General features: G+C 58.4%; 17 protein-coding genes, 1 tRNA gene and 2 pseudogenes. 10 read left to right on the top strand and 10 right to left on the bottom strand.

All coding sequences use genetic code 11. From position 1 onward, the window contains the following. Positions 1–11 precede the first annotated feature (11 nt). Positions 12–986, top strand: a complete 975-nt coding sequence (locus AC0V6O_RS06160; RefSeq protein WP_486142441.1) for a bile acid:sodium symporter family protein — start codon at positions 12–14, stop codon at positions 984–986. On the opposite strand, the pseudogene panB reads toward AC0V6O_RS06160, so the two are convergent. Further along, a pseudogene (panB, locus tag AC0V6O_RS06165) lies at positions 983–1,856 on the bottom strand (3-methyl-2-oxobutanoate hydroxymethyltransferase). The gene AC0V6O_RS06160 and the pseudogene panB overlap by 4 nt on opposite strands. Before the next feature lie 145 nt (positions 1,857–2,001). Here panB and AC0V6O_RS06170 point away from each other — a divergent pair. From AC0V6O_RS06170 to AC0V6O_RS06185, 4 genes and pseudogenes are all read left to right on the top strand, one after another. After that, positions 2,002–3,408, top strand: coding sequence for a sodium-dependent transporter (locus tag AC0V6O_RS06170; RefSeq protein WP_472638462.1), 1,407 nt, complete (start codon positions 2,002–2,004; stop codon positions 3,406–3,408). Positions 3,409–3,537: 129 nt separating this feature from the next. Then, positions 3,538–4,413: a recA-like protein gene (locus AC0V6O_RS06175; protein WP_486142444.1), complete on the top strand. Its 876-nt coding sequence runs from the start codon at positions 3,538–3,540 to the stop codon at positions 4,411–4,413. Next, positions 4,307–5,954 (top strand): annotated as a pseudogene (locus AC0V6O_RS06180) (DUF6504 family protein). Before AC0V6O_RS06175 ends, AC0V6O_RS06180 begins: the two are co-directional and overlap by 107 nt. A 116-nt stretch (positions 5,955–6,070) precedes the next feature. Then, positions 6,071–6,394, top strand: a complete 324-nt coding sequence (locus AC0V6O_RS06185) for a PilZ domain-containing protein (protein WP_472638464.1) — start codon at positions 6,071–6,073, stop codon at positions 6,392–6,394. An 88-nt stretch (positions 6,395–6,482) separates the two neighbouring features. Here AC0V6O_RS06185 and AC0V6O_RS06190 read toward each other — a convergent pair whose 3' ends face one another. Next, positions 6,483–7,208 (bottom strand): carbonic anhydrase, encoded by a 726-nt coding sequence (locus AC0V6O_RS06190; protein WP_486142446.1) that lies wholly within the window; start codon positions 7,206–7,208, stop codon positions 6,483–6,485. Between the two features lie 299 nt (positions 7,209–7,507). Between AC0V6O_RS06190 and AC0V6O_RS06195 the strand changes: the two genes are divergently transcribed. Genes AC0V6O_RS06195 through AC0V6O_RS06210 form a run of 4 tightly spaced genes read left to right on the top strand, consistent with a single transcriptional unit; the run spans position 7,508 to position 14,590 of the window. Next, positions 7,508–8,752, top strand: a complete 1,245-nt coding sequence (locus AC0V6O_RS06195; protein WP_486142448.1) for a putative DNA modification/repair radical SAM protein — start codon at positions 7,508–7,510, stop codon at positions 8,750–8,752. After that, the gene (locus tag AC0V6O_RS06200; RefSeq protein WP_486142451.1) at positions 8,749–10,245 is read left to right on the top strand and encodes a UdgX family uracil-DNA binding protein; all 1,497 of its coding nucleotides are present in this window, start codon (positions 8,749–8,751) and stop codon (positions 10,243–10,245) included. Before AC0V6O_RS06195 ends, AC0V6O_RS06200 begins: the two co-directional genes overlap by 4 nt. A 1-nt stretch (position 10,246) precedes the next feature. Further along, on the top strand, positions 10,247–13,840 hold the full coding sequence (locus AC0V6O_RS06205) for an error-prone DNA polymerase (RefSeq protein WP_486142453.1): 3,594 nt from the start codon (positions 10,247–10,249) through the stop codon (positions 13,838–13,840). A gap of 9 nt (positions 13,841–13,849) precedes the next feature. Continuing rightward, positions 13,850–14,590 (top strand): extensin-like domain-containing protein, encoded by a 741-nt coding sequence (locus AC0V6O_RS06210; protein ID WP_486142455.1) that lies wholly within the window; start codon positions 13,850–13,852, stop codon positions 14,588–14,590. Here AC0V6O_RS06210 and phoB read toward each other — a convergent pair. From phoB to recJ, 8 genes are all read right to left on the bottom strand, one after another. Beyond that, the gene (gene phoB / locus AC0V6O_RS06215; RefSeq protein ID WP_472638471.1) at positions 14,587–15,276 is read right to left on the bottom strand and encodes a phosphate regulon transcriptional regulator PhoB; all 690 of its coding nucleotides are present in this window, start codon (positions 15,274–15,276) and stop codon (positions 14,587–14,589) included. The genes AC0V6O_RS06210 and phoB overlap by 4 nt on opposite strands. A gap of 99 nt (positions 15,277–15,375) precedes the next feature. Then, positions 15,376–16,044 carry a phosphate signaling complex protein PhoU gene (gene phoU / locus AC0V6O_RS06220; RefSeq protein WP_472638472.1) on the bottom strand — a complete coding sequence of 223 codons (669 nt, stop codon included), beginning with the start codon at positions 16,042–16,044 and terminating at the stop codon, positions 15,376–15,378. Further along, the gene (gene pstB / locus AC0V6O_RS06225; RefSeq protein WP_472640893.1) at positions 16,045–16,791 is read right to left on the bottom strand and encodes a phosphate ABC transporter ATP-binding protein PstB; all 747 of its coding nucleotides are present in this window, start codon (positions 16,789–16,791) and stop codon (positions 16,045–16,047) included. A gap of 38 nt (positions 16,792–16,829) precedes the next feature. Further along, entirely contained in the window at positions 16,830–18,095 is a 1,266-nt protein-coding gene (gene pstA / locus AC0V6O_RS06230; RefSeq protein WP_486142458.1) for a phosphate ABC transporter permease PstA, read from the bottom strand. After that, complete coding sequence (pstC, locus tag AC0V6O_RS06235; RefSeq protein ID WP_486142460.1) at positions 18,088–19,473, bottom strand: phosphate ABC transporter permease subunit PstC; 1,386 nt, start codon at positions 19,471–19,473, stop codon at positions 18,088–18,090. The genes pstA and pstC overlap by 8 nt, the downstream gene beginning before the upstream one ends. An 89-nt stretch (positions 19,474–19,562) precedes the next feature. Further along, a complete protein-coding gene (locus tag AC0V6O_RS06240; protein ID WP_486142462.1) occupies positions 19,563–20,831 on the bottom strand; it encodes a sensor histidine kinase in 1,269 nt (422 codons plus the stop codon). A 97-nt stretch (positions 20,832–20,928) separates the two neighbouring features. Then, a tRNA-Glu gene (locus tag AC0V6O_RS06245) sits at positions 20,929–21,003 on the bottom strand. An 84-nt stretch (positions 21,004–21,087) separates the two neighbouring features. Continuing rightward, complete coding sequence (gene recJ / locus AC0V6O_RS06250; RefSeq protein ID WP_486142464.1) at positions 21,088–22,875, bottom strand: single-stranded-DNA-specific exonuclease RecJ; 1,788 nt, start codon at positions 22,873–22,875, stop codon at positions 21,088–21,090. An 82-nt stretch (positions 22,876–22,957) separates the two neighbouring features. On the opposite strand from recJ, the gene AC0V6O_RS06255 reads away from it, so the two are divergent. After that, positions 22,958–23,446: a flavodoxin family protein gene (locus tag AC0V6O_RS06255; RefSeq protein WP_486142466.1), complete on the top strand. Its 489-nt coding sequence runs from the start codon at positions 22,958–22,960 to the stop codon at positions 23,444–23,446. Positions 23,447–23,641: the final 195 nt, after the last annotated feature.

The following is a 23,641-nucleotide window of genomic DNA, read 5'->3' on the forward strand; positions in this document are numbered from 1 at the left end:
GAGCGCGCGCGATGAAGTCGCGACCATCCTTATTGGCGGATCCGATGATTGCCGTGCTGATCTTGGCGACGGTCTTGGCCCTGGTGCTTCCTGCGGCAGGGGCGCTGCGCGAGACCGCTCAGACGGTGTCGAACACAGGCATTTTCGTACTGTTTCTGGTCAATGGCATGCGGATCGCACGCGGCGAGATTGCGCGGGGCCTCGCGAATTGGCGCTTCTTCGCGCCGCTGTTCCTATGGGTGTTTGGAGCGATGGCGCTTTCAGGCCTCGGCTTCTCACTGCTTGCGCAATGGGCCTTGCCGCCACTGGTCGCGCTGGGCTTTCTCTATCTCGGCACATTGCCATCCACCATTCAGTCCGCGACCTCTTACACCAGCCTGGCGGGCGGCAATGTCGCGTTATCTGTGGTCGGCGCGGCGCTCATCAATATTGCCGGTGTGTTTCTGACTGCGCCTTTGTTTGCGGCGCTGGGAGGCGGAAGTGTTGCGGATATTGGCAGCGAGACGATTGTTCGCATCGGCTTGATCCTGATCTTGCCATTTCTGATTGGCCAGGCACTGCAGGGCTGGACGATCGGTTGGCTGAAGGAGCGTAAGGCCCAAGTCGCATGGCTTGACCGGATGGTGATCGGCATTGCGGTCTATGTCGCCTTTTCCGGCGCTGTGGAGCAGGGCCTCGCGACCATGTTCGGCTTTGCTGAGTGGGCCGCATTGCTGGGCCTTGTCATTGCGTTTTTGATCGTCGGCACGGGCGGAGCTTGGCTAACCGGCGGGCTGTTCCGTTATCCCCGGGCAGATCGGATCGCGTTTCTGTTTGCCGGGGCGCAAAAGAGCGTCGCCATCGGCGCGCCTCTCGCCGCGATCTTGTTTCCGCCCGATGCCGCTGGCTTCGTAATCGCGCCGCTGCTGCTCTATCATCTACTGCAACTGGTCTGCGCTGCGCCCTTGGCCAGCATGCTTGCAGGCCGCCAGGACAGCGTGGGCTAGCTCTTTGGCTGGTAGGTTTGCTCAGCGGTTGGGAAGCTGCGCGCGCGCACTTCCTCGGCATAGGTCGAAACCGTCTTGTCGATCACTTCTGCGATGTTTTCATAGCGTTTGACGAAGCGCGGCACGCGTTCAAACATGCCCAGCATGTCTTCGGTGACAAGCACTTGTCCATCGCATTGTGCGGATGCTCCGATGCCGATCACTGGTACTTCGAGTGACTGGGTCAGCGAAATGGCAATCGGCTCAATCACACCTTCAACCACGACGGCGAAAGCGCCAGCCTCCTCCAGAGATTTGCCATCAGTGATGATCTTCTCGTGTTCGTGCTGACTGCGGCCGCGCGCTGCATATCCGCCCAGCACATTCACTGCCTGCGGGGTCAGGCCGACATGGCCCATTACAGGGATCCCGCGGTTGGAGAGGAAAGCGACCGTCTCAGCCATCGCTTCCCCGCCTTCGAGTTTAACAGCGGCGCATCCTGTTTCGGCCATGATCCGGCTGGCTGTGTCAAAGGCTTGCTCTTTTGATGCCTCGTAGGAACCGAACGGCATATCGACCACGACGACGCTGTGATAGCTGCCGCGTACAACCGCTGCGCCATGTGCAATCATCATCTCTGGCGTCACCGGCAGGGTGGAATCGAGTCCGTAGATCACCTGGCCCAGCGAGATCTCCGACCAGCAGCAGGTCGCAGTGCGTATCCAGCAACTGCGCCTGACGCGCGGTGTATGCAGTCAGCATAACCAGCGGTTCTTTGGTTGTGCCGTCCTTCTTGTGGTCGCGAATGCGCGGCACAGTAAGGCGTTTCCTGGGCTTTGGCGTAGGAGTGGCGCGGCTGGTGCTCGTATCAAGCTGAAATGTAGTCGACATGGCGCTAGTCTCTAGCCGCGAGACGCGGGCTTGGCAAAGCCCGCCGTGGAGCGTTTGTAAGAGGCGTTTACGCCGCCGCAATTTTCTTGCATGACTTGCGTATAACAATTTGCGCCGGATCGGCGCGTGAGAGGGTAATACATACATGGTTGCTTCTTCCGGTTCGAGCGCGCGTGAAGGTTGGTCCTCGCGCACAGCCTTTATTCTGGCCGCAGTGGGGTCGGCTGTTGGCCTTGGAAACATGTGGCGCTTCCCTGCTGAGGCGGGCGAAAATGGCGGCGGGGCCTTCGTTCTGTTCTACATTTTCTGCGTGCTACTCATTGGTCTGCCAGTGTTGCTGTCTGAAGTACTGGTTGGCCGCCATGGTCAGGCCTCTGCGCCGGAAAGCGTGCGCCGTGTCGCGGCGGATTCCGGAGCTTCGAAAGGCTGGGGCATTATTGGATCGATGGGCGTTTTTGCCGCCTTCCTGATCCTCAGCTTCTACTGCGTCGTGGGCGGTTGGGTGCTCTATTATGTTGGCGTCTTTGCGAGCGATTTGGTGCAAACCGGCCTTGCTGGGGGCGCTTTTGAAGGGCGCGCTGCGAGCGATATTGAAGGGTTGCTTCCCGGACTGTTCGGCAATGGCAGTCTGATGGTTGGGCTCAACCTTGGGTTTCTGGCGCTGACCCTGTTTTTCGTGGCGCGCGGTGTTTCCAGCGGGATTGAGTGGGTGGCGGTATATCTGATGCCGCTGTTCTTCGTGCTGTTTCTGGCGATCACGATCTACGGCGCATTCACCGGCGAGTTCAGTCAAGCTGTGAGCTATCTATTCACCTTCGATTTCTCCAAATTAACCGGCGAAGTCATGTTGGCGGCGGTTGGACAGGCGTTCTTCTCATTGTCGCTTGGTGTGGCCGGGATGATGACCTACGGTGCCTATGCCAGCCGTGAGACGAACCTGGGCAAAACCTCAGGTATTATTGCGGGCGCAGATACAGCGGTTGCTTTGCTCGCTGGTCTGACAATTTTCCCGATTGTGTTCGCCGCTGGCCTTTCTGCTAGCGCTGGGCCGGGCCTGATGTTCGCATCATTGCCAGTTGCGTTTCAGCAGATGCCATTTGGCTCGCTGATCGGCCTATTGTTTTTCATCATGATCTTCTTTGCGGCGCTCACCAGCTCGGTGTCGCTGCTTGAGGCACCGACCGCTTACACGCTTGAGAAATTCAAGCTGCCGCGTCCGGTTGCAACCGCCATCGTCGGGGTCGGTGCAGCAGTATTGGGCATCCTCTCGGCCTTGTCCTTCAATGAAATGGCTGATTTCCGGCCACTGGCGTTCATCCCGATCTTTGCAGAGGCGAATTTCTTTGATGCCCTGGATGGTGTGACCGCAAAGCTGTTCATGCCGATAGGCGCGATCCTGACCTGTATCTTTGTTGGCTGGATTGCGGATGCGCGGCTGATTGATGATGAGAACGGGCTGGACGGCCTGCTTCACCAAATCTGGCGCATTCTCGTGCGCTTTGTTTGTCCGATTGTGCTGACCATCATTTTGGCATTCGGCCTGTTTGGCTAAGCACTGGTGATTTTAGGAGGGAGGGCGGCCTGGCTGGCTGTTCTCCCCCTTGCAATCTTTTTAACACTGTGGAACATAATGAGAACAAGTGAGTCGTTCTAAGCGACCCGCTTGGGCAAAGATGTTCCTATGACCAGTGCTGCAAACCCTTCCAGAGCGACCGTGCTCCATAGCTCTTCTGTGGGCACTGCTGTCTCCGGTATCTCTTCGGCGCGCTTGTCGGTTGGAATGGCGGCCTGCGCCGTGCTTAAGCCCGTGAGGGCGAGCGATATCCTCGCGCAATCGCGCCGCCGCGAGGCGCGCTGGCGGCCGGGTCTATCGGCTGCATCACATTCAGAGGTGTTCGCCAGCGCTCAGGATGCGAGCGGAGCGGGGGCGGCATTGGCGCTGGCCCGCGATGCTTTGGCGGCTCAGGCAAGGGTGCGGCGCAGCGACCCACTGGCAGAGGTGGATGATCAGCGTCAGATCCTGTGGGTGCAAGACCGCGAGGCGATCCGTTTGACTGGGCGGCCTTATGCGCAGGGCTTGCCGCCTGATCAGCGCCGCCGAGTGATTCATGTGGCGGCAAAGAGCGCTCAAGACGCGCTGTTTGCGCTGGAGGAGGGGCTGCGTTGCCGCGATCTTGCATTCGTGATTGGAGAGATCGCTGGCAATCCGCGCGCGCTCGATTTTACCGCATCTCGGCGTCTTAGCCTCACGGCTGAAAAGCATGGGGTGCCGCTCTGGCTGGTGCGGCTTGATGCGAGCGCTGACCTGTCCTCTGCGCGCATGCGCTGGCGGGTAGAGGCTGCGCCATCGGCTGCACCGCGCTGGAATGCGGATGCGCCCGGCGATCCAGCCTGGCAGGCGGAATTGTTCCGCGCCCGCATGCATCCCCCCGAAGAATGGATTTTGAGCGATGAGAAAGGAAACCTGCGAGCAACAGAGCCTCGTAAACACCCCGCCGCGGCGGATATTGGCAATTTGGCTCGCCCAACTGTCGGTCGATCGCTGGCGGCGCTGTAACGCGATTACGCGCGGTGAGGATGCAGATGCGGTGCCCACCGCTCTGATTACAGAAACCGCGCATGGCCCACGCATTGATGCGGTCAATGATCTGGGGCGTGCAGCAGGGGCAACCCCTGGCATGATGCTGGCCGATGCCCGCACCTTGTGCCCGGATATTGCGGTTACCCCGTCTGATCCAACTGGAGACCTCGACTTTCTGGAAAAGCTGGCCTTGTGGGCTCAGCGTTGGGGGCCGTGGAGCGCGCTGGACCCGCCCGATGGGGTGCTGGTCGATGTGAGCGGGGCGGCGCATCTGTTTGGCGGAGAGGCCCGGCTGATCGAGGATGTGCACACGGCCTGCGCGGCGCGGGGACTGGCCGCGCGTTCTGCGATTGCACCAACAGCGGGTGCAGCATGGGCGCTTGCGCATTTCGGAGCCAAGATAGGCTATTCTGAGTGTATCCTTGCGCGCCAAGATGACGCGATGCGAATGCTGGCCGATCTACCGGTTGCTGCCTTGCGTCTCGATTCTGAATGTGCTCACCGTGCTCAGGCGTTTGGGGCTGAAATCTCTGGGTGATCTCGCCGCAATCGCAAAGGGCGGCTCTGGCTTGGAGGGCAATGTGAGTGAAGCCTCTGGCCGGGATGCCTTGAAGCGCCGTTTCCGCAGCAAATCGCCCACCGCAAACCCCTTGATCCGGCTCGATCAATTGCTGGGTAAAGTGCCAGAGCCACTGCTCCCTGTGATCGCGCAGACAATGCCGCTGGTCCAGCGGCGTTTGATGGAGCCGATCCGTCATCGTAGTCTGCTGGATCAGGTACTGTCTGATCTTGCCGCCGATATGGCGCGTGAGTTGGAGGGTAAAGGCGAAGGTGCGCGCAGACTTGAACTTGGGCTGTGGCGGGTTGATGGCGAAGTGCTGGTGCGAAAGCTTGAATTGGCGGCGGCCACCCGTGATGCAGCGCATATTACCCGGCTGTTCACCAACAAACTTGAGGATGTTGACGCTGGCTTTGGGATTGAGATTGTGCGCCTGCGAGCCAGTTGGTCGGAGCCTCTGGCATTGGGGCAGGGTGACATTGAAATCGCCGCTGAGCAGCATGGCACATCGCTGGCCGCTTGCATTGACCGGCTTACGGTACGGCTTGGTCCAGAGGCGGTGCGCAGGCCGATCCCGCGCGCCAGCCACATTCCAGAACGCGCGCAGGTTTGGGTGCCCCCGCTTGATCACCAGCCAGCTTCGCAAGGCACATTAGATTTCTATCATAGGCCATTAAAGATGCTTGATAAAGCAGAGGTCATTTCTGTGCTTTATGCCTCACCTGATGGCTGTCCTCAGCGGTTTCGCTGGCGCGGAAAAGTGCGCGAAGTTGTGCGTGTGGAGGGGCCTGAACGGATTGCGCCAGAGTGGTGGCGAGAGCGCTCCAGCGTGCGTTTGCGTGATTATTACCGGATCGAAGATGCCAAGGGTCAGCGCTATTGGATTTATCGCCACGGCTTGGTCGATGATGGCCGTGGAGGCATGCCTGCATGGTATTTGCAGGGGATGTGCGCCTAGCTCGCTGGCTGCACAATACCGACCAGGCATGCGCCGTATTAACTGTGTTTGCTGCACCCCCTCAGCGCTTCAGTTATTATTCGTTTACGGTTTTTGGCTACTTAGGCAGCATGAATATGCACAGCATCCCTCGTACGGCCGATAGAAAGCCGCTTAGCCTGATGGTCAAGAGCCGCGTTCGCTCGCGCGTGGTGTTTGTTGATCTGATCGACATCTCTGAAGGGGGCTGTAAGATCAAAGCCAAATCTGGTTTTGCAAACATCGGCGACCGAGTGGTGATGAAGGTCGATGGTATTAACGCGCCAATGGGAACCATTGCTTGGATTGAAGGCGAGTTCGCTGGTGTTGCCTTTGAGGGCCAGATGCATGCAGCGATCATTGATCACCTGTGCAAGCAGAACGGCGTAAGCCTGAGCGATTTTGATCCGAGCAAAAAGTAAGCTCGCGCACGGCAACTTTACATCGCTAAACACAAAAAGGGGCTAGCATATGAATGCCGCCCCCTTTCGTTTATGTGCTTGCTAAAACCTACTTAGACGGCGCAACCAGTAGGCGATTGCCGAGTGGTTGAATCGAGCGTGCGGTTGGGCCAAGAATGTTGGTCATCGCTGTGATTTGCTCTGCGCTGGCCGTCATAGTTTGCTCTGCAACGTGCCAGTTTACCCCTTCTGAACATGGGGGCGTGGTTAGCGAACCCATGTAACGGAAAACCGAGAGATCCTCTGGGATCATCTGTGAGGCGTCAACGGTAATGGCTGTGCCATCACCTGATCTAAGCGCGGCTGCGACGTTGTTGAACGCAGGGTTGGCCTGGCCTTCTTCAAACATCACGCCCAGAACGCCCAATTCACCCGTTTCGGTAGCGTGCACGAAGTGTGCAACCAAAGGATAGCGCTTGCCGCTGATCGCGTGTTCTGATGGGGTGTGGAAGTGGACCTGCAATAGGTTGAAGGTCTTGTTGCCCGATTGCATCATTAGGCCAGCCGAGAAATCGAGTTGCAGCTTTTCTTCTGAGATCGCCAGCGTACTAGCGACATCACCGTAATTGGTGGTGACGGTGATATCACCGGTTGCTTTGGCTTCGGCGAGGTCAATTGGCGATTGCATAAGGCCCGCATCGCACAGCGCATATTGACTGTTTTCAAGGCTCCAACGCTCAGGTGCCTCACCGTCGCCAAAATTCCAGTCCTTCGCGACTGTAATGGCAGGCACGCTCAGTAGAGCTGCTGCGGTGAGAGATGCAAAAAACTTCATCGGTTACTCCCTATTGCAGGACATGTGATACGTCCCGCTAACAATTGGAAACGGCATGAAAGCCGTGTGTTGCGTCCGATATTACGGGCAGAATTGCTCGTTAGAAGGGATCGGACTTGTGCAAAATACTCACTACGGATGAGGAGGTTCCCGTATCAGAGTGTTTTTATCTGATTTCTTTCATGAGCCATGGGCCGTATCTTTCAGACATGCATCACTACCCGCTCAATTTAAGGTTGCAAATTCCTCACTATTGTTGAATCCAATTGGAACATATAAGGAACAAAAGGAATGTTCCGATGGCCCAAAAATCGCTCTTAGAAAAGCTCGAAATTCTCGCTGATGCGGCGAAATATGATGCCTCTTGCGCGTCTTCGGGTACGGCGAAGAAGAACTCGCTGGACGGCAAAGGGATCGGCTCAACCGAGGGGATGGGCATTTGCCACGCTTATGCGCCAGATGGCCGGTGCATTTCATTGCTCAAAATATTGCTGACCAATCACTGCATTTTCGATTGCCACTACTGCATCAACCGCAAGAGCTCGAATGTGCGGCGCGCACGCTTCACCCCGCAGGAGGTCGCGGACCTGACGCTCAATTTTTACCGCCGCAATTATATCGAGGGACTGTTTCTCTCATCAGGAATCATCAAAAGCTCCAACCATACGATGGAGCAGATGGTCGAGGCTGCCCGGATCCTGCGCGATGAGTATGATTTTCGCGGCTACATCCACTTAAAGACTATTCCAGAGGCGGATCCAGAGCTGGTGCGTCAGGCGGGGCTTTATGCTGACCGTGTCTCCATCAATGTTGAATTGCCCACGACCAGCGGCCTGACCCGCCTCGCGCCTGATAAAGACGAGCGGCAGATCGAAGGGGCGATCGCTAAGACGAAGGTCGACATCATCGAGGCGAAGGATGCGCGCAAGCGCTTTCGCCATGCGCCGCGTTTTGCCCCGGCGGGTCAATCGACCCAGATGATTGTTGGTGCAGACCGGGCGTCTGATGCGGATATTGTTGGCAAGGCGAGCCGGCTTTACGATTCCTTTGGTCTGCGCCGGGTTTATTACAGCGCCTTTTCGCCGATTCCAGATGCCAGCGCAGTTTTACCGCTGCAACGCCCGCCCTTGCTACGCGAGCACCGGCTGTATCAATCCGATTGGCTGATGCGGTTCTATGGCTATGCGCCGGGCGAGGTGTGCGAGGCGACGGATGCGGATGGTAATCTGCCGCTCGATATTGATCCCAAGCTGGCCTGGGCGCTCAAATTTCGTGGGACATTCCCAGTGGATGTGAACCGTGCGGGCAAAGAGATGTTGCTGCGCGTGCCAGGGCTGGGGCCGACAGCGGTTCGGCGGATCATTACTGCGCGGCGTCATCGGACCTTGCGGCTTGATGATGTGGCGCGGCTGACCCAGTCAATCGCGAAGGTGCGCCCCTTTATTACCGCGCTTGATTGGCGTCCGACGACACTGACAGACCGGGCGGATTTGCGCAGCCTGCTCGCGCCCAAGCAGGAACAGTTGGAGCTGTTTGCGTCATGAGCGGGCAGGCTCTCTCAACACGGGCACGGTCCGTTGGCGCGCATTACGCGGTGCAATTGTCAGCGCCCGATGATTTTGCGTTTTGGCGGGACCAGGCGCGCACGCTGGTCCAATGCGAGGTGCCGCCAGATAGAGTGTCTTGGGTTGAGCCGGGCGGGACGGGCGATCTGTTTGCCCAAGGCGGCGCGTTCGGGTTGACTGAGCGTCCGCCTGAGCCAGACCGAGATTCCCGGCCAGCGCGGGCGAGCAAACGGTTTCTGGGCCTGGCGCGCAATGCGGCGCTGCATTCCGATCCAGAACGTTTTGCGCTGCTGTACCGGCTGCTGTGGCGGCTTCAGAGCAATCCGCGCATGATGGAGGACAAGACCGACCTCGATGTGCGCCGGGTGGAGGAGCTTGATAAGTCGGTGCGCCGCGACAGCCATAAAATGCACGCCTTCGTCCGCTTTCGCCAGGTCGAGAATGCCGCGGTCCCAGAGGGAAAAGACGCGCATTATGTCGCCTGGTTTGAGCCTGATCATCATATCGTACGCGCCAATGCGGGCTTTTTCATGCGGCGCTTTGCCAATATGAACTGGTCAATTCTGACCCCGCGCGGATGCCTCCACTGGGATGGCGAGACCATGCGGGAAAGCGGCCCCGCACGGCGCAGCGATGCGCCGGATGGTGATCCGATCGAGGAACTGTGGAAGTCGTATTACGCATCGATCTTCAATCCGGCGAGATTGAAAGTCGGCGCGATGCTGTCTGAAATGCCCAAAAAATACTGGAAGAACATGCCGGAGGCTGCGCTCATTCCTGATCTGATCGCCGGGGCGCAGGCGCGCGAGGCGAGCATGGTGACTGCGGGCGCGCGCGAGGCGCGTGAACGTCCGGATAGCCTGACTGAGCTTGCTCAGGCGGTCGGCAATTGTCGTGATTGTCCGATTGCCGATTGCGGAACGCGCGCGGTTGTGGGCGAGGGTGCACAGCGCGCGCCGCTCATGATCGTTGGCGAGCAACCGGGCGACCAGGAGGATCTGACGGGCAGACCGTTTGTGGGGCCAGCGGGCCAATTGCTGGATGCAGCTTTGGCGCAGGCCGGGATTGATCGCAGCGCAGCCTATGCCACCAATGCGGTGAAGCATTTCAAGTTTGTTCCCAAAGTTGTTCAGGGCGGCAAGCGACGCATTCACCAGACCCCGACAGCCAAAGAGATCGACACCTGTCGTTGGTGGCTGGAAAGCGAACGGGCAATCGTGAAACCGCGTATCATACTGGCCTTGGGCGCATCGGCGGCGCGCGGATTGCTAGGTAAGACGGTGAGCCTGAAAACGGCGCGCGGCATTCCCATTACCCTCGAGGATAAGGCGGAGCTGTGGGTCACCGCGCATCCAGCCTATTTGTTGCGCCTGGACGGCGGCGCGCGCGCAGAGCAGGCAGCGTTATTTGCCGCTGATCTGGCGAAAGTGCAGGCGCGCCTAAACGCGTTCACTTCTGGGACGCAGGTATGACATGCCCGACGCACCTCTCACCCCAGACAAACGGACAATTGAGTTCGATCCCGATCTGATCAGTGCGCCAGATCGCGCCGAATTCGTCGAGCTCGGATTGGTCAGCTGCTTCAGCTTTCTGCGCGGCGCATCCGATGCGGTGGACCTCACCATGGCGGCCCGCACGCTCGGCTATGATGCGATCGGGATTGCGGATGTGAACTCTTTCGCTGGAGTGGTGCGGGTGCACAGTGAGGCGAAGACGCTCAAATTACGGCCCGTGATTGGTACGCGTATCGAAACGGTCGAGGGTCTTGCGTTTCTGGCATATCCGAAAAATCGGGCTGCTTACGGGCGTTTGTGCCGCTTGATCAGCGCCGGGCGGATGCGGACGCTCAGCGGTGAGTGGCAAGACAAGGGCGTGTGCGAAATCGACCTTGCGATGCTGGCTGAGCATTCTGAGGATGTGCAACTGATCCTGCTGCCGCCGCGCAATTTGGCGAGCGAATTTACGATAAAGGTGATGAGCAACATTATCCCCTTTCATCACCCCGAACTTGATCCGGGGACCAGCTGCTTTTCCGGACAGAAAGCAGAGAAAGTGGGATCCCGGCTCGGAGGCCGGGATGATGAGGTACAAGGTACTTTGCCTGACCTTCTTCCTCATCTCATCACCCAACTCCCCACGCTTGATCACATCGCTGCCAGCTATCTCTATCGCGGTGATGATGTTGCGCGGATTGATCGGTTGGACGCTATGTCGCGGGCCAATGGACTGATGCTGCTTGCCACCAATGATGTGCATTACCACGCACCTCAGCGGCGGCCCTTGCAAGATGTGATGACGGCGATCCGGCATAAAGTGAAGGTCGCCGAGGCGGGGCATTTGCTGCACGGCAATGGCGAGCGTTACCTTAAGCCTCCACAAGAGATGCAGCGGCTGTTTGCCCGCTGGCCGCATGCAATCCGTGCCGCATGTGAGGTGGCGGATGCTTGCAAGTTCAGCCTCGATGAACTGCGCTATGAATATCCGGAGGAAATCTATCCGCAGGGCATGACACCGCAAGCGTTCCTCGAAAGCGAGACGCAGTGCGGGGCAGAGCGGCGCTATCCATCCGGCGTGCCTGACGCTGTGCGTCAGACGTTGGAGCGCGAGCTTGCTCTGATCGGTAAGCTTGATCTGGCGCGCTATTTTCTCACCATCAAGGACATCGTCGATTACGCGCGCAGTGTTGACCCGCCGATCCTGTGCCAAGGGCGCGGCAGTGCGGCCAATTCGGCTGTGTGCTTCTGCCTTGGAATCACCAGCGTTGACCCAGCCAAGCATCAGCTCTTGTTTGACCGCTTCATCTCTGAAGAGCGCAAGGAACCACCTGATATTGACGTCGATTTTGAGCATGAACGACGCGAAGAGGTGATCCAATATATCTATAAGAAATATGGCCGCCATCGCGCTGGATTGACCGCTACGGTCATCCACTATCGCCCACGCATGGCAATCCGCGAGGTTGGCAAAGCGATGGGGCTGTCAGAGGATGTCACCAGTGCGCTCGCACGCACGGTGTGGGGTGGACATGGGCGCGAGATTGGCGAGGCTCACGTTGAGGAAATCGGCATGACGCTGGATGATCCGCATTTGCGCCGTGTGCTGGCGCTGACTGAGCAGATGATCGGCATGCCGCGCCACCTGTCGCAGCATGTCGGCGGCTTTATCCTCACCGAAGGCGCGCTCACGGAAACGGTTCCGATTGGAAACGGCGCGATGCCGGATCGCAGCTTCATCGAATGGGACAAGGACGATATCGAGGCGCTTGGTATTCTAAAGGTTGATGTGCTGGCGCTGGGGATGCTGACTTGCATCAAGAAATGCCTTGATTTGCTGGAGGATCACCATGGCCGCACCCTAACGCTGGCCACGGTGCCGCGCGAGGATCCAGAGACCTATGCGATGCTGCGCAAGGGGGATTCGCTGGGTGTGTTTCAGGTTGAAAGCCGCGCGCAGATGAACATGCTGCCGCGCCTGCGCCCGCGCGAGTTTTATGACCTTGTGATCCAGGTCGCGATTGTTCGCCCCGGTCCGATCCAGGGCGATATGGTGCACCCTTATTTGAAGCGCCGCCGGGGCGCAGAGCCGGTGCGTATCCCCGCGCCTTCATCCCAACATGGCCCGCAGGATGAACTTTCCTCTATTTTAGAGCGGACTTTGGGCGTGCCGATCTTTCAGGAACAAGCGATGAAGATCGCATTGGATGCGGCAAAATTCTCATCAATCGAGGCCAACCGATTGCGCAAGGCGATGGCGACCTTCCGCAGCCGCGGCATGGTGCACGAGCTTGAGGATATGATGGTCGGGCGGATGGTTGAACGCGGTTATGATGCCGATTTTGCACAGCGCTGCTTCAATCAGATCAAGGGCTTTGGCGAATATGGTTTTCCAGAGAGCCACGCCGCCAGCTTTGCGCATTTGGTCTATGTCTCGAGCTGGCTAAAATGCCATTTCCCCGCAGCCTTTGCCTGCGGCTTGCTCAACTCGCAGCCGATGGGTTTTTATGCTCCGGCTCAGATTGTGCGCGATGCGCGTGAGCACGGCGTTGCGGTGTTGCCCGCTGATGTGAATGACAGCCAATGGGATTGCACACTTGAGGATAGGGCGGGGCCACCCGCTCTGACGCAAGAGAACGAAACTGGCCGCCTAGACAAGCATATCGCACTGCGGCTTGGGTTGCGGCAAGTTGATGGCTTTCCAGAGCATATTGCAGCGCAGTTGATTGCGGCGCGTGAAGAGGGCGGGGCTTTCAAAGATGTCGCAGAGTTGCAGGAGCGCGCTCGCCTTTCGCCTGCGCATGTTGAGCGGCTTGCCAGCGCAGATTGCTTTACCTCGCTTGGCCTTTCGCGCAGGCAGTCCTTGTGGGATGCGCGCAGTCTTATTGCTGCGCCTGATCTCCCCTTGTTCAAGGCTGCGGCCGAGCGGGATGAAGGCGCAGAACGCAGCGCCACTCAATTGCCGAAAATGCCTCTGTCAGAAGAAGTGGTGGCAGATTACCAGACCACGCGCCTCAGCCTAAAAGCGCATCCGATGTCGTTCCTGCGTCCCGGTTTGGCAGAGCGCGGCTTTGTACGGGCCAGCGAACTCAGAGACCGAAAATTCCGCAGCATGGTTCAGGTTGCAGGTGTGGTCTTGATCCGTCAACGACCGGGCAGCGCCAAGGGTGTGTGCTTTATCACGCTGGAGGATGAGACCGGTGTGGTGAACCTGGTCGTATGGCCCGACCTTAAGGAAAAACAGCGCCGCGTGGTGATGGGCGCGCGCTTGATGGAGGTGCGCGGGCGGGTCGAATATGATGATGAGGTGATCCATGTGATCGCGCACCATATGACCGACGCGACAGAGGCTCTGTACGGCCTATCAGACAATATGCTGAACGCTCCTGTCGCGCGGGCAGACCATGTGAACTCCCCTCTGATCAGCCGGAAACCGCCAGCGGAAAAGCTTACGCTGAAAACGCGCGATATGATTGATGATTTGCCGCCCAGCGGGCCGTTTGGTCAAACTCCAAACGTCACGGGCCATCCGCGCAACCACCGGATATTGCCGAAGTCGCGCGATTTCCACTAAGGCCTTGATATGCCTCGCAAGCGCAAACTCACTAAAATCAACCGCCGGATCGGGCAATTCCGCAGGGAACGGCGGTTCATCCTGCTTGCGATCCTCGCTGCTGTGCTGTTCGCGGGATTGATATGGCTGAAAGCGCATCCAGAGCACGATCCCACCGCGCCGCTTGATCTGCGCCACCCGATTGGTTGGGCAACGGCGGGCAAGCTGGCGGCGCTGAAGGACGATGTGCCTCAGTGCCGCGCTGTGCTGGAGCGAAGCGCGATCGCCTTTGATACGCTTGCTGTCACGGGCGAGGGGGCCTGCGCCCGGCCCGATCGCACACTGCTGAGCGCATTTCCGCTTTCCCCGGATACACCAGCGGTGACTTGCCCCATGGCGACTGGATTGGAGATGTGGCGCGTGCGAAGTGTAGAGCCTGCTGCGGTCGCAATATTGGGCAGTGAGCTTGCCGCAATCGAGCATTTGGGTGCCTTCAATTGCCGGCGGATGCGCGGCGGCAGTTCAAACGCCTGGAGCGAACATGCGACCGCCAATGCAATTGATATTGCCGGATTTACTCTGGCGGATGGTCGAACAATCAGCGTTCTACGCGATTGGCCAGAAGACAGCGATGAAGCGCGTTTTCTGCGAGAAGTTCGTGACGGCGCATGTGGGATCTTCGCAACCGTCCTATCGCCGGACTACAACGCAGCCCATGCCGATCATCTCCACTTTGACCAGGCCTCGCGCTGGTCGGGCGTGTGTCGCTAGACCGCTTCCATCGCATAGCCCGCAGAGCGGACTGTGCGGATCGGATCTTTCGCGCCTTCAACCTCTATGGCTTTGCGCAGCCGGCGGATGTGCACATCAACCGTGCGCAGCTCGATATCCGAGCCTGTACCCCAAACACCGTCGAGCAATTGGCCGCGGCTGAATACCCGGCCTGGGCTTTCCATAAAGAATTTCAGCAAGCGGTATTCGGTCGGGCCAAGCTGTAGCGATTGTCCGCCACGCATCACCTTATGCGCCACGGGATCGAGCATGATATCGCCGACCTCCACGGTTTCACCGGCCAGAGCAGGGCGAATGCGCCGCATCACCGCAGCCACCCGGGCCAGCAATTCGCGCGGGCTGAACGGCTTGGTCAAATAATCGTCTGCGCCCGTATCCAGCCCGCGAACGCGATCATCCTCAGCCTCGCGGGCGGTCAGCATAATGATCGGGACATGGGCGGTCTGCTTATCACGGCGCAACCTGCGACAAACCTCAATCCCGCTGGTACCCTCAATCATCCAATCAAGGATCACGAGGTCTGGCACATCTTCGCTCGCGAGCATCAATGCCTCGTCGCCGTCGCTGGTTGAGCGGACGTCATACCCTTCATTCTGGAAACGGTATTCGAGCAGCTCCGACAACGCCGGATCGTCTTCAACCAATAGCAGTTTAGTAGCAGACATGTCCGAGAACCCTCCCGTTCCCAAGGATGCGATACAGCGTTCTATCTGTCACTTTCACTACAACTTCGTGTCAATTACGAAAGTATTGTAAGCTAGCGCCTATTGATCGTCGTCAGGCGGATATTCGCCGGTCGCAGCGTAATGCACCATCTCGGCGACATTGGTTGCGTGATCGCCGATCCGTTCCAGATTGCGGGCCACGAACAGCAGCTGAGCTGCACTGGAAATGGTCGCAGGGTTCTCGACCATGTGGCTTACAAGATTACGGAAAATGCTGTTGTAGAAGGCATCAACCTTGGCGTCGGTTGCGATCACTTCGCGGGCCAAGTCTGGGTCTCGCGCAGCGTAAGCGGTCAGCACATCGTGCACCATCTCGCTCGCCACTTCGCCCATGGCTGGCAGCAGGGTGAGCGGTTCAAACCGGTCTTTGCCGTCAATCTCGCCCACGCGCTTCGCGATGTTCTTGGAATAATCGCCAATGCGCTCAACCACGCCGGCGATCTTCAGCGCGGCAATCACTTCGCGCAAATCGTCCGCCATTGGTGCGCGCAGCGCGATGATCCGTACAGAGAGCTTGTCCACTTCTGTTTCAAGCGCGTCGATCTTCTTGTCGTTGGCGACCACTTTTTTGGCGATCTCTTGGTCGCCGCGTACCAGAGCATCGAGCGCACCCTGAATGGCGACCTCTGCAAGACCGCCCATTTCGGCGATCAGGCCGCGAAGCCGGGTGATGTCCTCGTCAAAGGCTTTGACTGTATGTTCTGCCATTTAACCGTACCGTCCCGTGATATAGTCCTGAGTGCGCTTTTCTATCGGGTTGGTGAAAATATCGGAAGTCGGCCCGTATTCGACCATTTTGCCCAAGTGGAAAAAGGCGGTGCGTTGAGAAACGCGCGCGGCCTGCTGCATGGAGTGGGTGACGATCACGATCGCATAGCGACCGGATAACTCGTCGATCAGTTCTTCGATTTTGGCTGTCGCGATCGGGTCCAGCGCAGAGCATGGCTCGTCCATCAGGATCACTTCTGGATCAACCGCAATGGCGCGCGCGATGCACAGGCGCTGCTGCTGACCGCCGGAAAGGGCCGTACCAGATTCGTCTAGGCGGTCCTTTACCTCATCCCACAGACCGGCGCGGGTGAGAGACTTTTCGACCACCTCGTCAATGTCGGGTTTCTTTTCCGCCAGGCCGTGAATCTTCGGTCCGTAAGCGATGTTTTCGTAAATCGACTTCGGAAACGGATTTGGTTTTTGAAACACCATGCCGACGCGCGCGCGCAGTTGAACCACGTCCATAGCATTACCGTGAATGTCTTCGTCTTCGAGCTCTATTGTGCCGGTAACGCGCGCAACCGGAATGGTGTCATTCATGCGGTTGAAACAGCGTAGGAAGGTCGATTTGCCGCAACCGGACGGCCCGATGAAGGCCGTGACATAGTCGGGTGAGATATCAATCGACACCTCATCAATGGCTTTTTTCTCGCCGTAATAGACCGACACATCACGCGCGCGCATCTTTGCGTTCGTGTCTACCAATTTCTCGTGAATGACAGTCACCAGGTCTTCTCGAATTTGTTGCGGAGGTAAATGGCGAGGCCGTTCATCAACAGGAGGAACAGCAGGAGCACAATGATAGCCGCACTTGTCCGTTCGACAAAGCCGCGGTCGATTTCATCGGACCAGAGGAAGATTTGCACCGGTAAGACAGTTGCCGGAGAGGTGAAGCCATCAGGCGGCGTCGCCACAAACGCGCGCATGCCGATCATCAGCAGCGGCGCGGTTTCGCCCAGAGCACGGGCCATGCCGATGATTGTACCAGTCAGCATGCCAGGCAGGGCCAGTGGCAGGACGTGATGGAACACAACCTGGACAGGCGAAGCTCCAATGGCGAGCGCACCGTCGCGGATTGATGGGGGGACCGCCTTAATCGCATTGCGACCCGAAATGACGATCACTGGCATGGTCATCAGCGCCAAGGTCATGCCGCCGATGAGCGGCGCCGATCGCAGGTTCGGGAACAAGGTCAGAAACACCGCAAGGCCGAGCAGGCCAAAGATGATCGATGGTACCGCGGCGAGATTGTTGATCGAAACCTCGATAATGTCGGTCCAGCGGTTCTTCGGCGCATATTCCTCTAGGTAGAGCGCGGCCAATACACCGATGGGAAACGCCAGCAGCAGCGTGATCGTCATCGTCAGGATCGAGCCCTTCAGCGCGCCCCAAATGCCCACCTGTTGCGGGCTGGTCGCGTCGCTGCGGGTCATGAACCCTGCGTCCCAATTCTTTGAAAGCTTACCGTCGCTCACCAGCTGCTGAGCGAGCGCCTGCATTTCAGCAGAGCCTTCTCCCGATAGGCCAGAGGCAAGGTCAGAGGATGCGGGCAAGTCGAAGGTGTGAGAACCGCGGATCAATGCCGGGTTGCTGATCAGGTCGCTAGCAACATCGCGCCAAGCTTCATCGCTAATCTCAGCCGCACCGGCCTCACCAAGTTCGCGTTCAGCATAGAATTCAACAACGGCGCGCAGACCCTGAGTTTCGAGCGATTGAAGCGCGCCTGGTGAACTGAGGGATTGTGCGTCGCCGGTCAGGCCAGCTTCGGCAAAGTCAATCGGCACGGCCAGCTCTGCGCGCTGGAAACCACCAATCCCGTTCAGCAGCATATTGCCGAGCAGGAAGATCAACACCGCAACGGAAAACACAATCGCGCTAAGCCCGAGCGCGCGGAAACGTCGCTCAGAGCGATAGCGCTGCTCGATCCGCTTGGCGAATTCCGGTGTGCGGGTTGGGTGCACCAGTTCTGGGTTGGCGGTATCAGTCATAGGCCTCTCGGAAGCGTTTGACGACGCGAAGAGCGATAAAGTTGAGCGCCAGCGTGACCATGAACAGCACAAAGCCGAGCGCGAAGGCGCTGAGTGTGGCCGGGTGGTCGAAGCTGCCTTCGCCAGTCAGCATTTTGACGATCTGCACGGTAACGGTGGTCATTCGCTCCAGCGGATTGACCGTCAGGTTGGCTGCGGTTGAGGCGGCCATTACAACGATCATTGTCTCGCCAATCGCGCGGCTGACGGCCAGCATCACGCCCGCGACAATGCCGGGTAGGGCTGCGGGGAACAGCACGCGGCGAATGGTCTCTGATTGGGTCGCACCCATTGCGAGGCTGCCATCGCGCATTGCGCTGGGCACGGCGGCGATGGAATCGTCGGCCATGGACGATACGAACGGGATGATCATCACGCCCATCACAACGCCAGCGGCCAGCGCGCTTTCTGTCGAAGCGCCAGAAATACCGATCGCTACTGCAATATCGCGGATTGCCGGCGCGACTGTCAGCGCGGCGAAATAGCCATAGACAACCGTTGGTACACCCGCGAGAATCTCTAGCGCTGGCTTTACCCAGGCGCGCAGTTTCGGGTTGGCATACTGCGTGAGGTAAATCGCGCTCATCAAACCAAGCGGGATCGCGACAATCATGGCGATGATCGCGCCGATAAAGATAGTGCCCCAGAACAGCGGAATCGCGCCATAGCGCGTGCCATCGGCTGCTTCGGGACTGCTCATCGGGTCTGGGCCCCAGAAAGAACCGAACAGGAAGTCTATTGGTGAGACCATGCCAAAGAAGCGCACCGTCTCAAACACGAGGCTTGCAAAAATGCCGAACGTCGTAAGGATCGCGACCAGTGAGGCGAGCAACAACACGATCATCACCGTTCGCTCCACCCGAGTGCGGGCGCGGAAATCCGGCTTAACCCGTAGGAACGCATAGGCGCCCCCAGCGAAGGCAATCATCACTGTAACGACCAGTCCGATCAGATTGTAATGCGAGATCGCCTCTCGGAATGGCTCGATCAGAGCCTCCGCATCAGAGTTGAACACGCCTTGCGCGCTGCCGGTGGCGACGGCGCGGGCTTCTGACAGGATCGATTCGCGTTGGAATCCAAAGGAAGGGAGGGCCTCTGCGCCAGGCGATGCGAGTACCGTCTGCATCACGAGCTGCGGTGCGAGGAATGACCACAGCGCAACGAACGCCAGAACAGGTAAGGCAACCCAGACGGCGACATACCATGCGTGATAGGTTGGACGCGCGACCAGGCGAACATTGGCGTCGGATTTCTGGAAGCTCCACGCCTTCGCACGGCCAGCCAGCCATCCGGCAAGGCCGAGGCCAATAGCGATCAGGATAAGCGTAATCGGCGACATTTCTTAGCCCTGTTTACCCCTGAGAATCGCTACAGGATCAGCATCAGTTTGAATGCCTGCGCCCGCGATGTTGAAGAAATAAGACAAATTCATGACAGCGAATTGGAGGCATTGGACTGGTCTGCTCTGCGCCCTTTGATATCGCTATCTTTTGTGTCCTGTTGCGGTTGATCATTTTCTTGTGTTTCGAGCGGGATTCGCACGATCACCTGAGTGCCTTGACCCAATTCGCTCTCAATTTCGAGCCTTCCGCGATGACGCTCCACAATATGTTTCACAATCGCGAGGCCCAATCCCGTTCCGCCAGAGGCTCGACTGCGCCCTGGATCGGTGCGGTAAAAGCGGCGGGTAAGATGCGGTAAGTGTTCTGGCGGGATGCCTTCGCCAGTGTTTGCGACTGTCAACCGGGCCTGCTGCATGTCTTTAGAGCGGACAAGATCGACGGATACCGGCCCATTTTCTTCGCCATATTTCATCGCGTTATCCACGAGATTGCGTACCAATTGCTCCAATTGTTGCATATCGCCGCGAATATCGACCGCCTCAAATTCGCCAAGTTGCAGCCGTTCGATCCGCTGCGCGCCTGCCGCGTCGCGCGCTGCTCTAGCTACGATTGGTGCGAGTTCGAGCAGTTCACTTGGTTTGTCATGCTTTTCTGCCTCGATCCGCGAGAGCGACATCAGATCACCCACCAATGCTTGCATACGATTTGCCTCGCGCTGGATGGTGCCGAGAAACTTCTGCGGGATCGGCGAATCGAGAGTTTCGGAGCTCTCGCTGAGCGTCTCGGTATAGCCAATGATACCGGCCAGCGGCGTGCGCAGTTCGTGGCTCGCATTGGCGACAAAATCCGTGTGTGCGCGGCTAATATCGGCCTCGGCGGTTTTGTTGATCAGCTCGATCACAGCCAGACTTTCGTCAATCGCTTGACGGTTGATCTGCCAGATGTCCCGCCGCCGCACGAGGCCGCGCACAACCGCTCTACCGCTGCGCCCTTTTGACAGCAGTGAAATAGCCTTTGGTTGGCGAAAAGCCATGCGCGCATCCTGCCCGACCACGTGCTCGCCCAGCATCTTGCGCGCAGTGCGATTGGCGATGGCGATGGTGTTGTTTTCCGTCACTAGGAGAGGCGTTGCCGAGTTTTCGATCAACTTGCGCATGGCGTTTTGGGTCAGCGGCGGTTCGGCTTTTGTGCTGGGCGGATCGGGCGCGGTAGAAGTGGCGAGCACCAAAGACCCCAACCAGACAAGTATGACGGCGCAGACAACAATGAAGTCCACGCCGAGCAGCAGCAAAGCGATAAACGTCACTAGCGCCAAAAGCGCGCTCACCGGAGGGATTGAGTTCTGGCTGCCCATCGCGATTTCGCCTGTAACCCCAAGCGACTAGCGTGGGAAGGGCGCAGCAGCATTTGCGCCGGAAATCGGCGTTTAAAACTGTGGTTTTGTAAGGAGGTGGTGACCCCTACGGGAATCGAACCCGTGTTTCAGCCGTGAAAGGGCCGCGTCCTAACCGCTAGACGAAGGGGCCACACTTGTGTGCGAGGCCGCGCATCTAGTGGGGTAGTGGTTGGCGGTCAAGCCTGTAATCGAAGAACTTCGCGGTTTCTGGCAATCAATCGGCAAAGGCGGCGTCTTCGAGGTGCAATTCTGCTGCGGGCCTTGGGCCCCAATCGTCGATCTTCGCACGCCCGGCGAGATGGAAACGACGGCCTTTTGATCGGTGGATCAGGGTTTGTGCCATTTCGGTTTCCGCCGCGCGAAAGGCGATGGCTTTAAACGATTTGCCATCTTCACCCGCCGCGATCAGGCGCAAATGATCTTTGCCAACAACATCGGCTTTGATGATGCGCACTGGCCCCACGGCCAAACGCGGGGCGGGCCAGCCAACCCCGTAAGGACCAGCCGCTTCCAGCGTCTCGACCAGTTCTGGCGTCAGCCCGCCGGGAGCAACCGACAGATCGAGCTGCATGCGCTGGCCAAGGCGCGCCCGCTCAATATCCTTGGCGAGGCGCGTGTCGAGGAATTCTGTGAAAGCGGGGAGTTTGTCATTCTCGATCGTCAGACCCGCCGCCATCGCATGTCCGCCGCCCGCCACCAGCAGACCTTCTTCACGAGCAGCGATGATCGCCGCGCCCAGATCAACGCCGCTGATTGAGCGGCCCGAGCCTTTGCCTTGCCCCTCCGCCTTATCACGGGCGATTACGATGGCGGGGCGGCCGGTTTTCTCCTTGATGCGCCCGGCGACAATACCGATTACGCCCGGATGCCAGCCATCCCCTGCAAGCACGTGGACCGCATGGTTGTGTTGGCTTTCAAGCTGCCGTTCGGCTTCTTCTTGGACCTCGGCCTCAATGGCGCGGCGTTCTTCATTGAGCTGGCTTAATTGTTCCGCAATGGCGCGCGCTTCCTCTGGATCACGCGTCGTCAGAAGTTTCACGCCCAAAGTCGATTCGCCAATCCGCCCGCCAGCATTAATCCGCGGGCCAAGCGCAAAGCCAAGATCGCTTGCTTGTGGCGCGCGTTTAAGGCGACTTGCATCCATGAGGGCCGCCATGCCGATCCGCTCGCGGCGGGCTAGAACTTTCAATCCTTGCGCAACGAAAGCGCGGTTGAGTCCATGCAGCGCGGCAACATCGGCCACAGTGCCCAGAGCAACCAGATCGAGTAGCGCCATTAGGTCAGGCTCTTTGCGGTCCTTGAAATAGCCCTCGCTGCGCAGGTTTCTGACCAGCGCGATAGCTAATAGGAAAGCGACCCCGACGGCGGCCAAATGACCGTGCGCGGCGGCAAGGTCGTTTTCATCCAACCTGTTGGGGTTCACCAGAGCGGTGGTTGGTGGCAATTCGGCGCCGCATTTGTGATGGTCAACGACAATCACATCGACGCCTTCGTCTCGGGCCATACCAAGCGCTTCATAAGCCATCGCGCCGCAATCGACGGTAACGATCAGGCTTGATCCTGACCGCGCGAGTTTGACCAAGGCTTCGCCGCTAGGGCCGTATCCCTCCAGCAAGCGGTCAGGAATGTAATATCCTGCCTCAACCCCTAATTCGCGTAGTAGCTGAACCAGCAAGGCGGAGCTTGTTGCTCCGTCCACGTCATAATCGCCGTAAATCGTGATCTGCTCACCGCTTAAGACGGCCTTGGCGATCCGCGAGGCTGCGCTCTCCATGTCGTTAAATTCGGATGGGTCGGGTAAAAACTCGCGCATGGTGGGTTTGGCATGGCGCGCCACATCCTCGCGCGCGACACCGCGTGTCAGCAGCAATTGGGTGAGGATGTCGCTCGTCAGCGTATTGGCCTCCGCACCCAGTTCCATATTGCCGCCGCGCCATTGCCAGGCGCGCTCTGACAGAGACGATGCGACGCCTAAAACGTGAGAGATTGCGAGAGATGCCATGCTGCGAAGCTTAGCCTATTGTTTCGCTGCGTGACAGCGCCGCTGATTGACAATCGACAGCCCGCTCGCTTGTGGTGGCTGGATGGAAAACAACGCTCAGCTTCTCATCATCTGGCACAGCCGCACAGGGGCCAGCGAGGCCATGGCTAAGGCTGTGGCTGATGGGGCAGGCGAGGGCAGTGTACTCTTGAAGGCGCAGGATGTGACGAGCGCAGATTTGCTCTCAGCAGGCGGTTACATCTTCGCTTGTCCTGAAAACCTTGCGACGATGAGCGGCGCTATGAAAGAGATGTTTGATGCACATTATTATGATGTGCTCGGACAGATTGAGGGCAGACCTTATGCCAGCATCATTGCCGCAGGATCGGACGGAGAAGGGGCGCAGCGCCAGCTGGATCGGATCGCAACCGGGTGGCGGTTGAAAAGGGTCGCTGATCCGATAATCGTCAACTTCTCAGCTCAGACACCGCAAGAGATTATTGCGGTAAAACAGGTGCCGCCAGAAGTTTTGGAGCAATCACGCGCGTTGGGCGAGGGATTGTCAGAAGGGTTGCGAATGGGGGTTTTCTGACCAGTTGTTTGGCTTTCCCCTAGCAAAACCAAGACGGGACTCGACGGTGACTAAGAATCAGGTCACTATCTTGTTGCAAACGATCTGAAATTTCGCGCCGGGACGAGGAAGGGGGCGGAGATAGTCGATCACGACGGACAAACTGGCTCTCCGGGCCTGTACCTGCTGTTTGCGAAAGGCGAGCGGCCGGATCGT

Source organism: Erythrobacter sp. JB2-19, assembly GCF_057365005.1.

Bases quoted from the DNA above. Each gene is read 5' to 3' on its own strand.
- AC0V6O_RS06160 (WP_486142441.1), top strand. From the start codon at position 12: ATGAAGTCGCGACCATCCTTATTGGCGGATCCGATGATTGCCGTGCTG.
- AC0V6O_RS06170 (WP_472638462.1), top strand. From the start codon at position 2,002: ATGGTTGCTTCTTCCGGTTCGAGCGCGCGTGAAGGTTGGTCCTCGCGC.
- AC0V6O_RS06175 (WP_486142444.1), top strand. From the start codon at position 3,538: ATGACCAGTGCTGCAAACCCTTCCAGAGCGACCGTGCTCCATAGCTCT.
- AC0V6O_RS06185 (WP_472638464.1), top strand. From the start codon at position 6,071: ATGCACAGCATCCCTCGTACGGCCGATAGAAAGCCGCTTAGCCTGATG.
- AC0V6O_RS06190 (WP_486142446.1), bottom strand. From the start codon at position 7,208: ATGAAGTTTTTTGCATCTCTCACCGCAGCAGCTCTACTGAGCGTGCCT.
- AC0V6O_RS06195 (WP_486142448.1), top strand. From the start codon at position 7,508: ATGGCCCAAAAATCGCTCTTAGAAAAGCTCGAAATTCTCGCTGATGCG.
- AC0V6O_RS06200 (WP_486142451.1), top strand. From the start codon at position 8,749: ATGAGCGGGCAGGCTCTCTCAACACGGGCACGGTCCGTTGGCGCGCAT.
- AC0V6O_RS06205 (WP_486142453.1), top strand. From the start codon at position 10,247: ATGCCCGACGCACCTCTCACCCCAGACAAACGGACAATTGAGTTCGAT.
- AC0V6O_RS06210 (WP_486142455.1), top strand. From the start codon at position 13,850: ATGCCTCGCAAGCGCAAACTCACTAAAATCAACCGCCGGATCGGGCAA.
- phoB (WP_472638471.1), bottom strand. From the start codon at position 15,276: ATGTCTGCTACTAAACTGCTATTGGTTGAAGACGATCCGGCGTTGTCG.
- phoU (WP_472638472.1), bottom strand. From the start codon at position 16,044: ATGGCAGAACATACAGTCAAAGCCTTTGACGAGGACATCACCCGGCTT.
- pstB (WP_472640893.1), bottom strand. From the start codon at position 16,791: ATGCGCGCGCGTGATGTGTCGGTCTATTACGGCGAGAAAAAAGCCATT.
- pstA (WP_486142458.1), bottom strand. From the start codon at position 18,095: ATGACTGATACCGCCAACCCAGAACTGGTGCACCCAACCCGCACACCG.
- pstC (WP_486142460.1), bottom strand. From the start codon at position 19,473: ATGTCGCCGATTACGCTTATCCTGATCGCTATTGGCCTCGGCCTTGCC.
- AC0V6O_RS06240 (WP_486142462.1), bottom strand. From the start codon at position 20,831: ATGGGCAGCCAGAACTCAATCCCTCCGGTGAGCGCGCTTTTGGCGCTA.
- recJ (WP_486142464.1), bottom strand. From the start codon at position 22,875: ATGGCATCTCTCGCAATCTCTCACGTTTTAGGCGTCGCATCGTCTCTG.
- AC0V6O_RS06255 (WP_486142466.1), top strand. From the start codon at position 22,958: ATGGAAAACAACGCTCAGCTTCTCATCATCTGGCACAGCCGCACAGGG.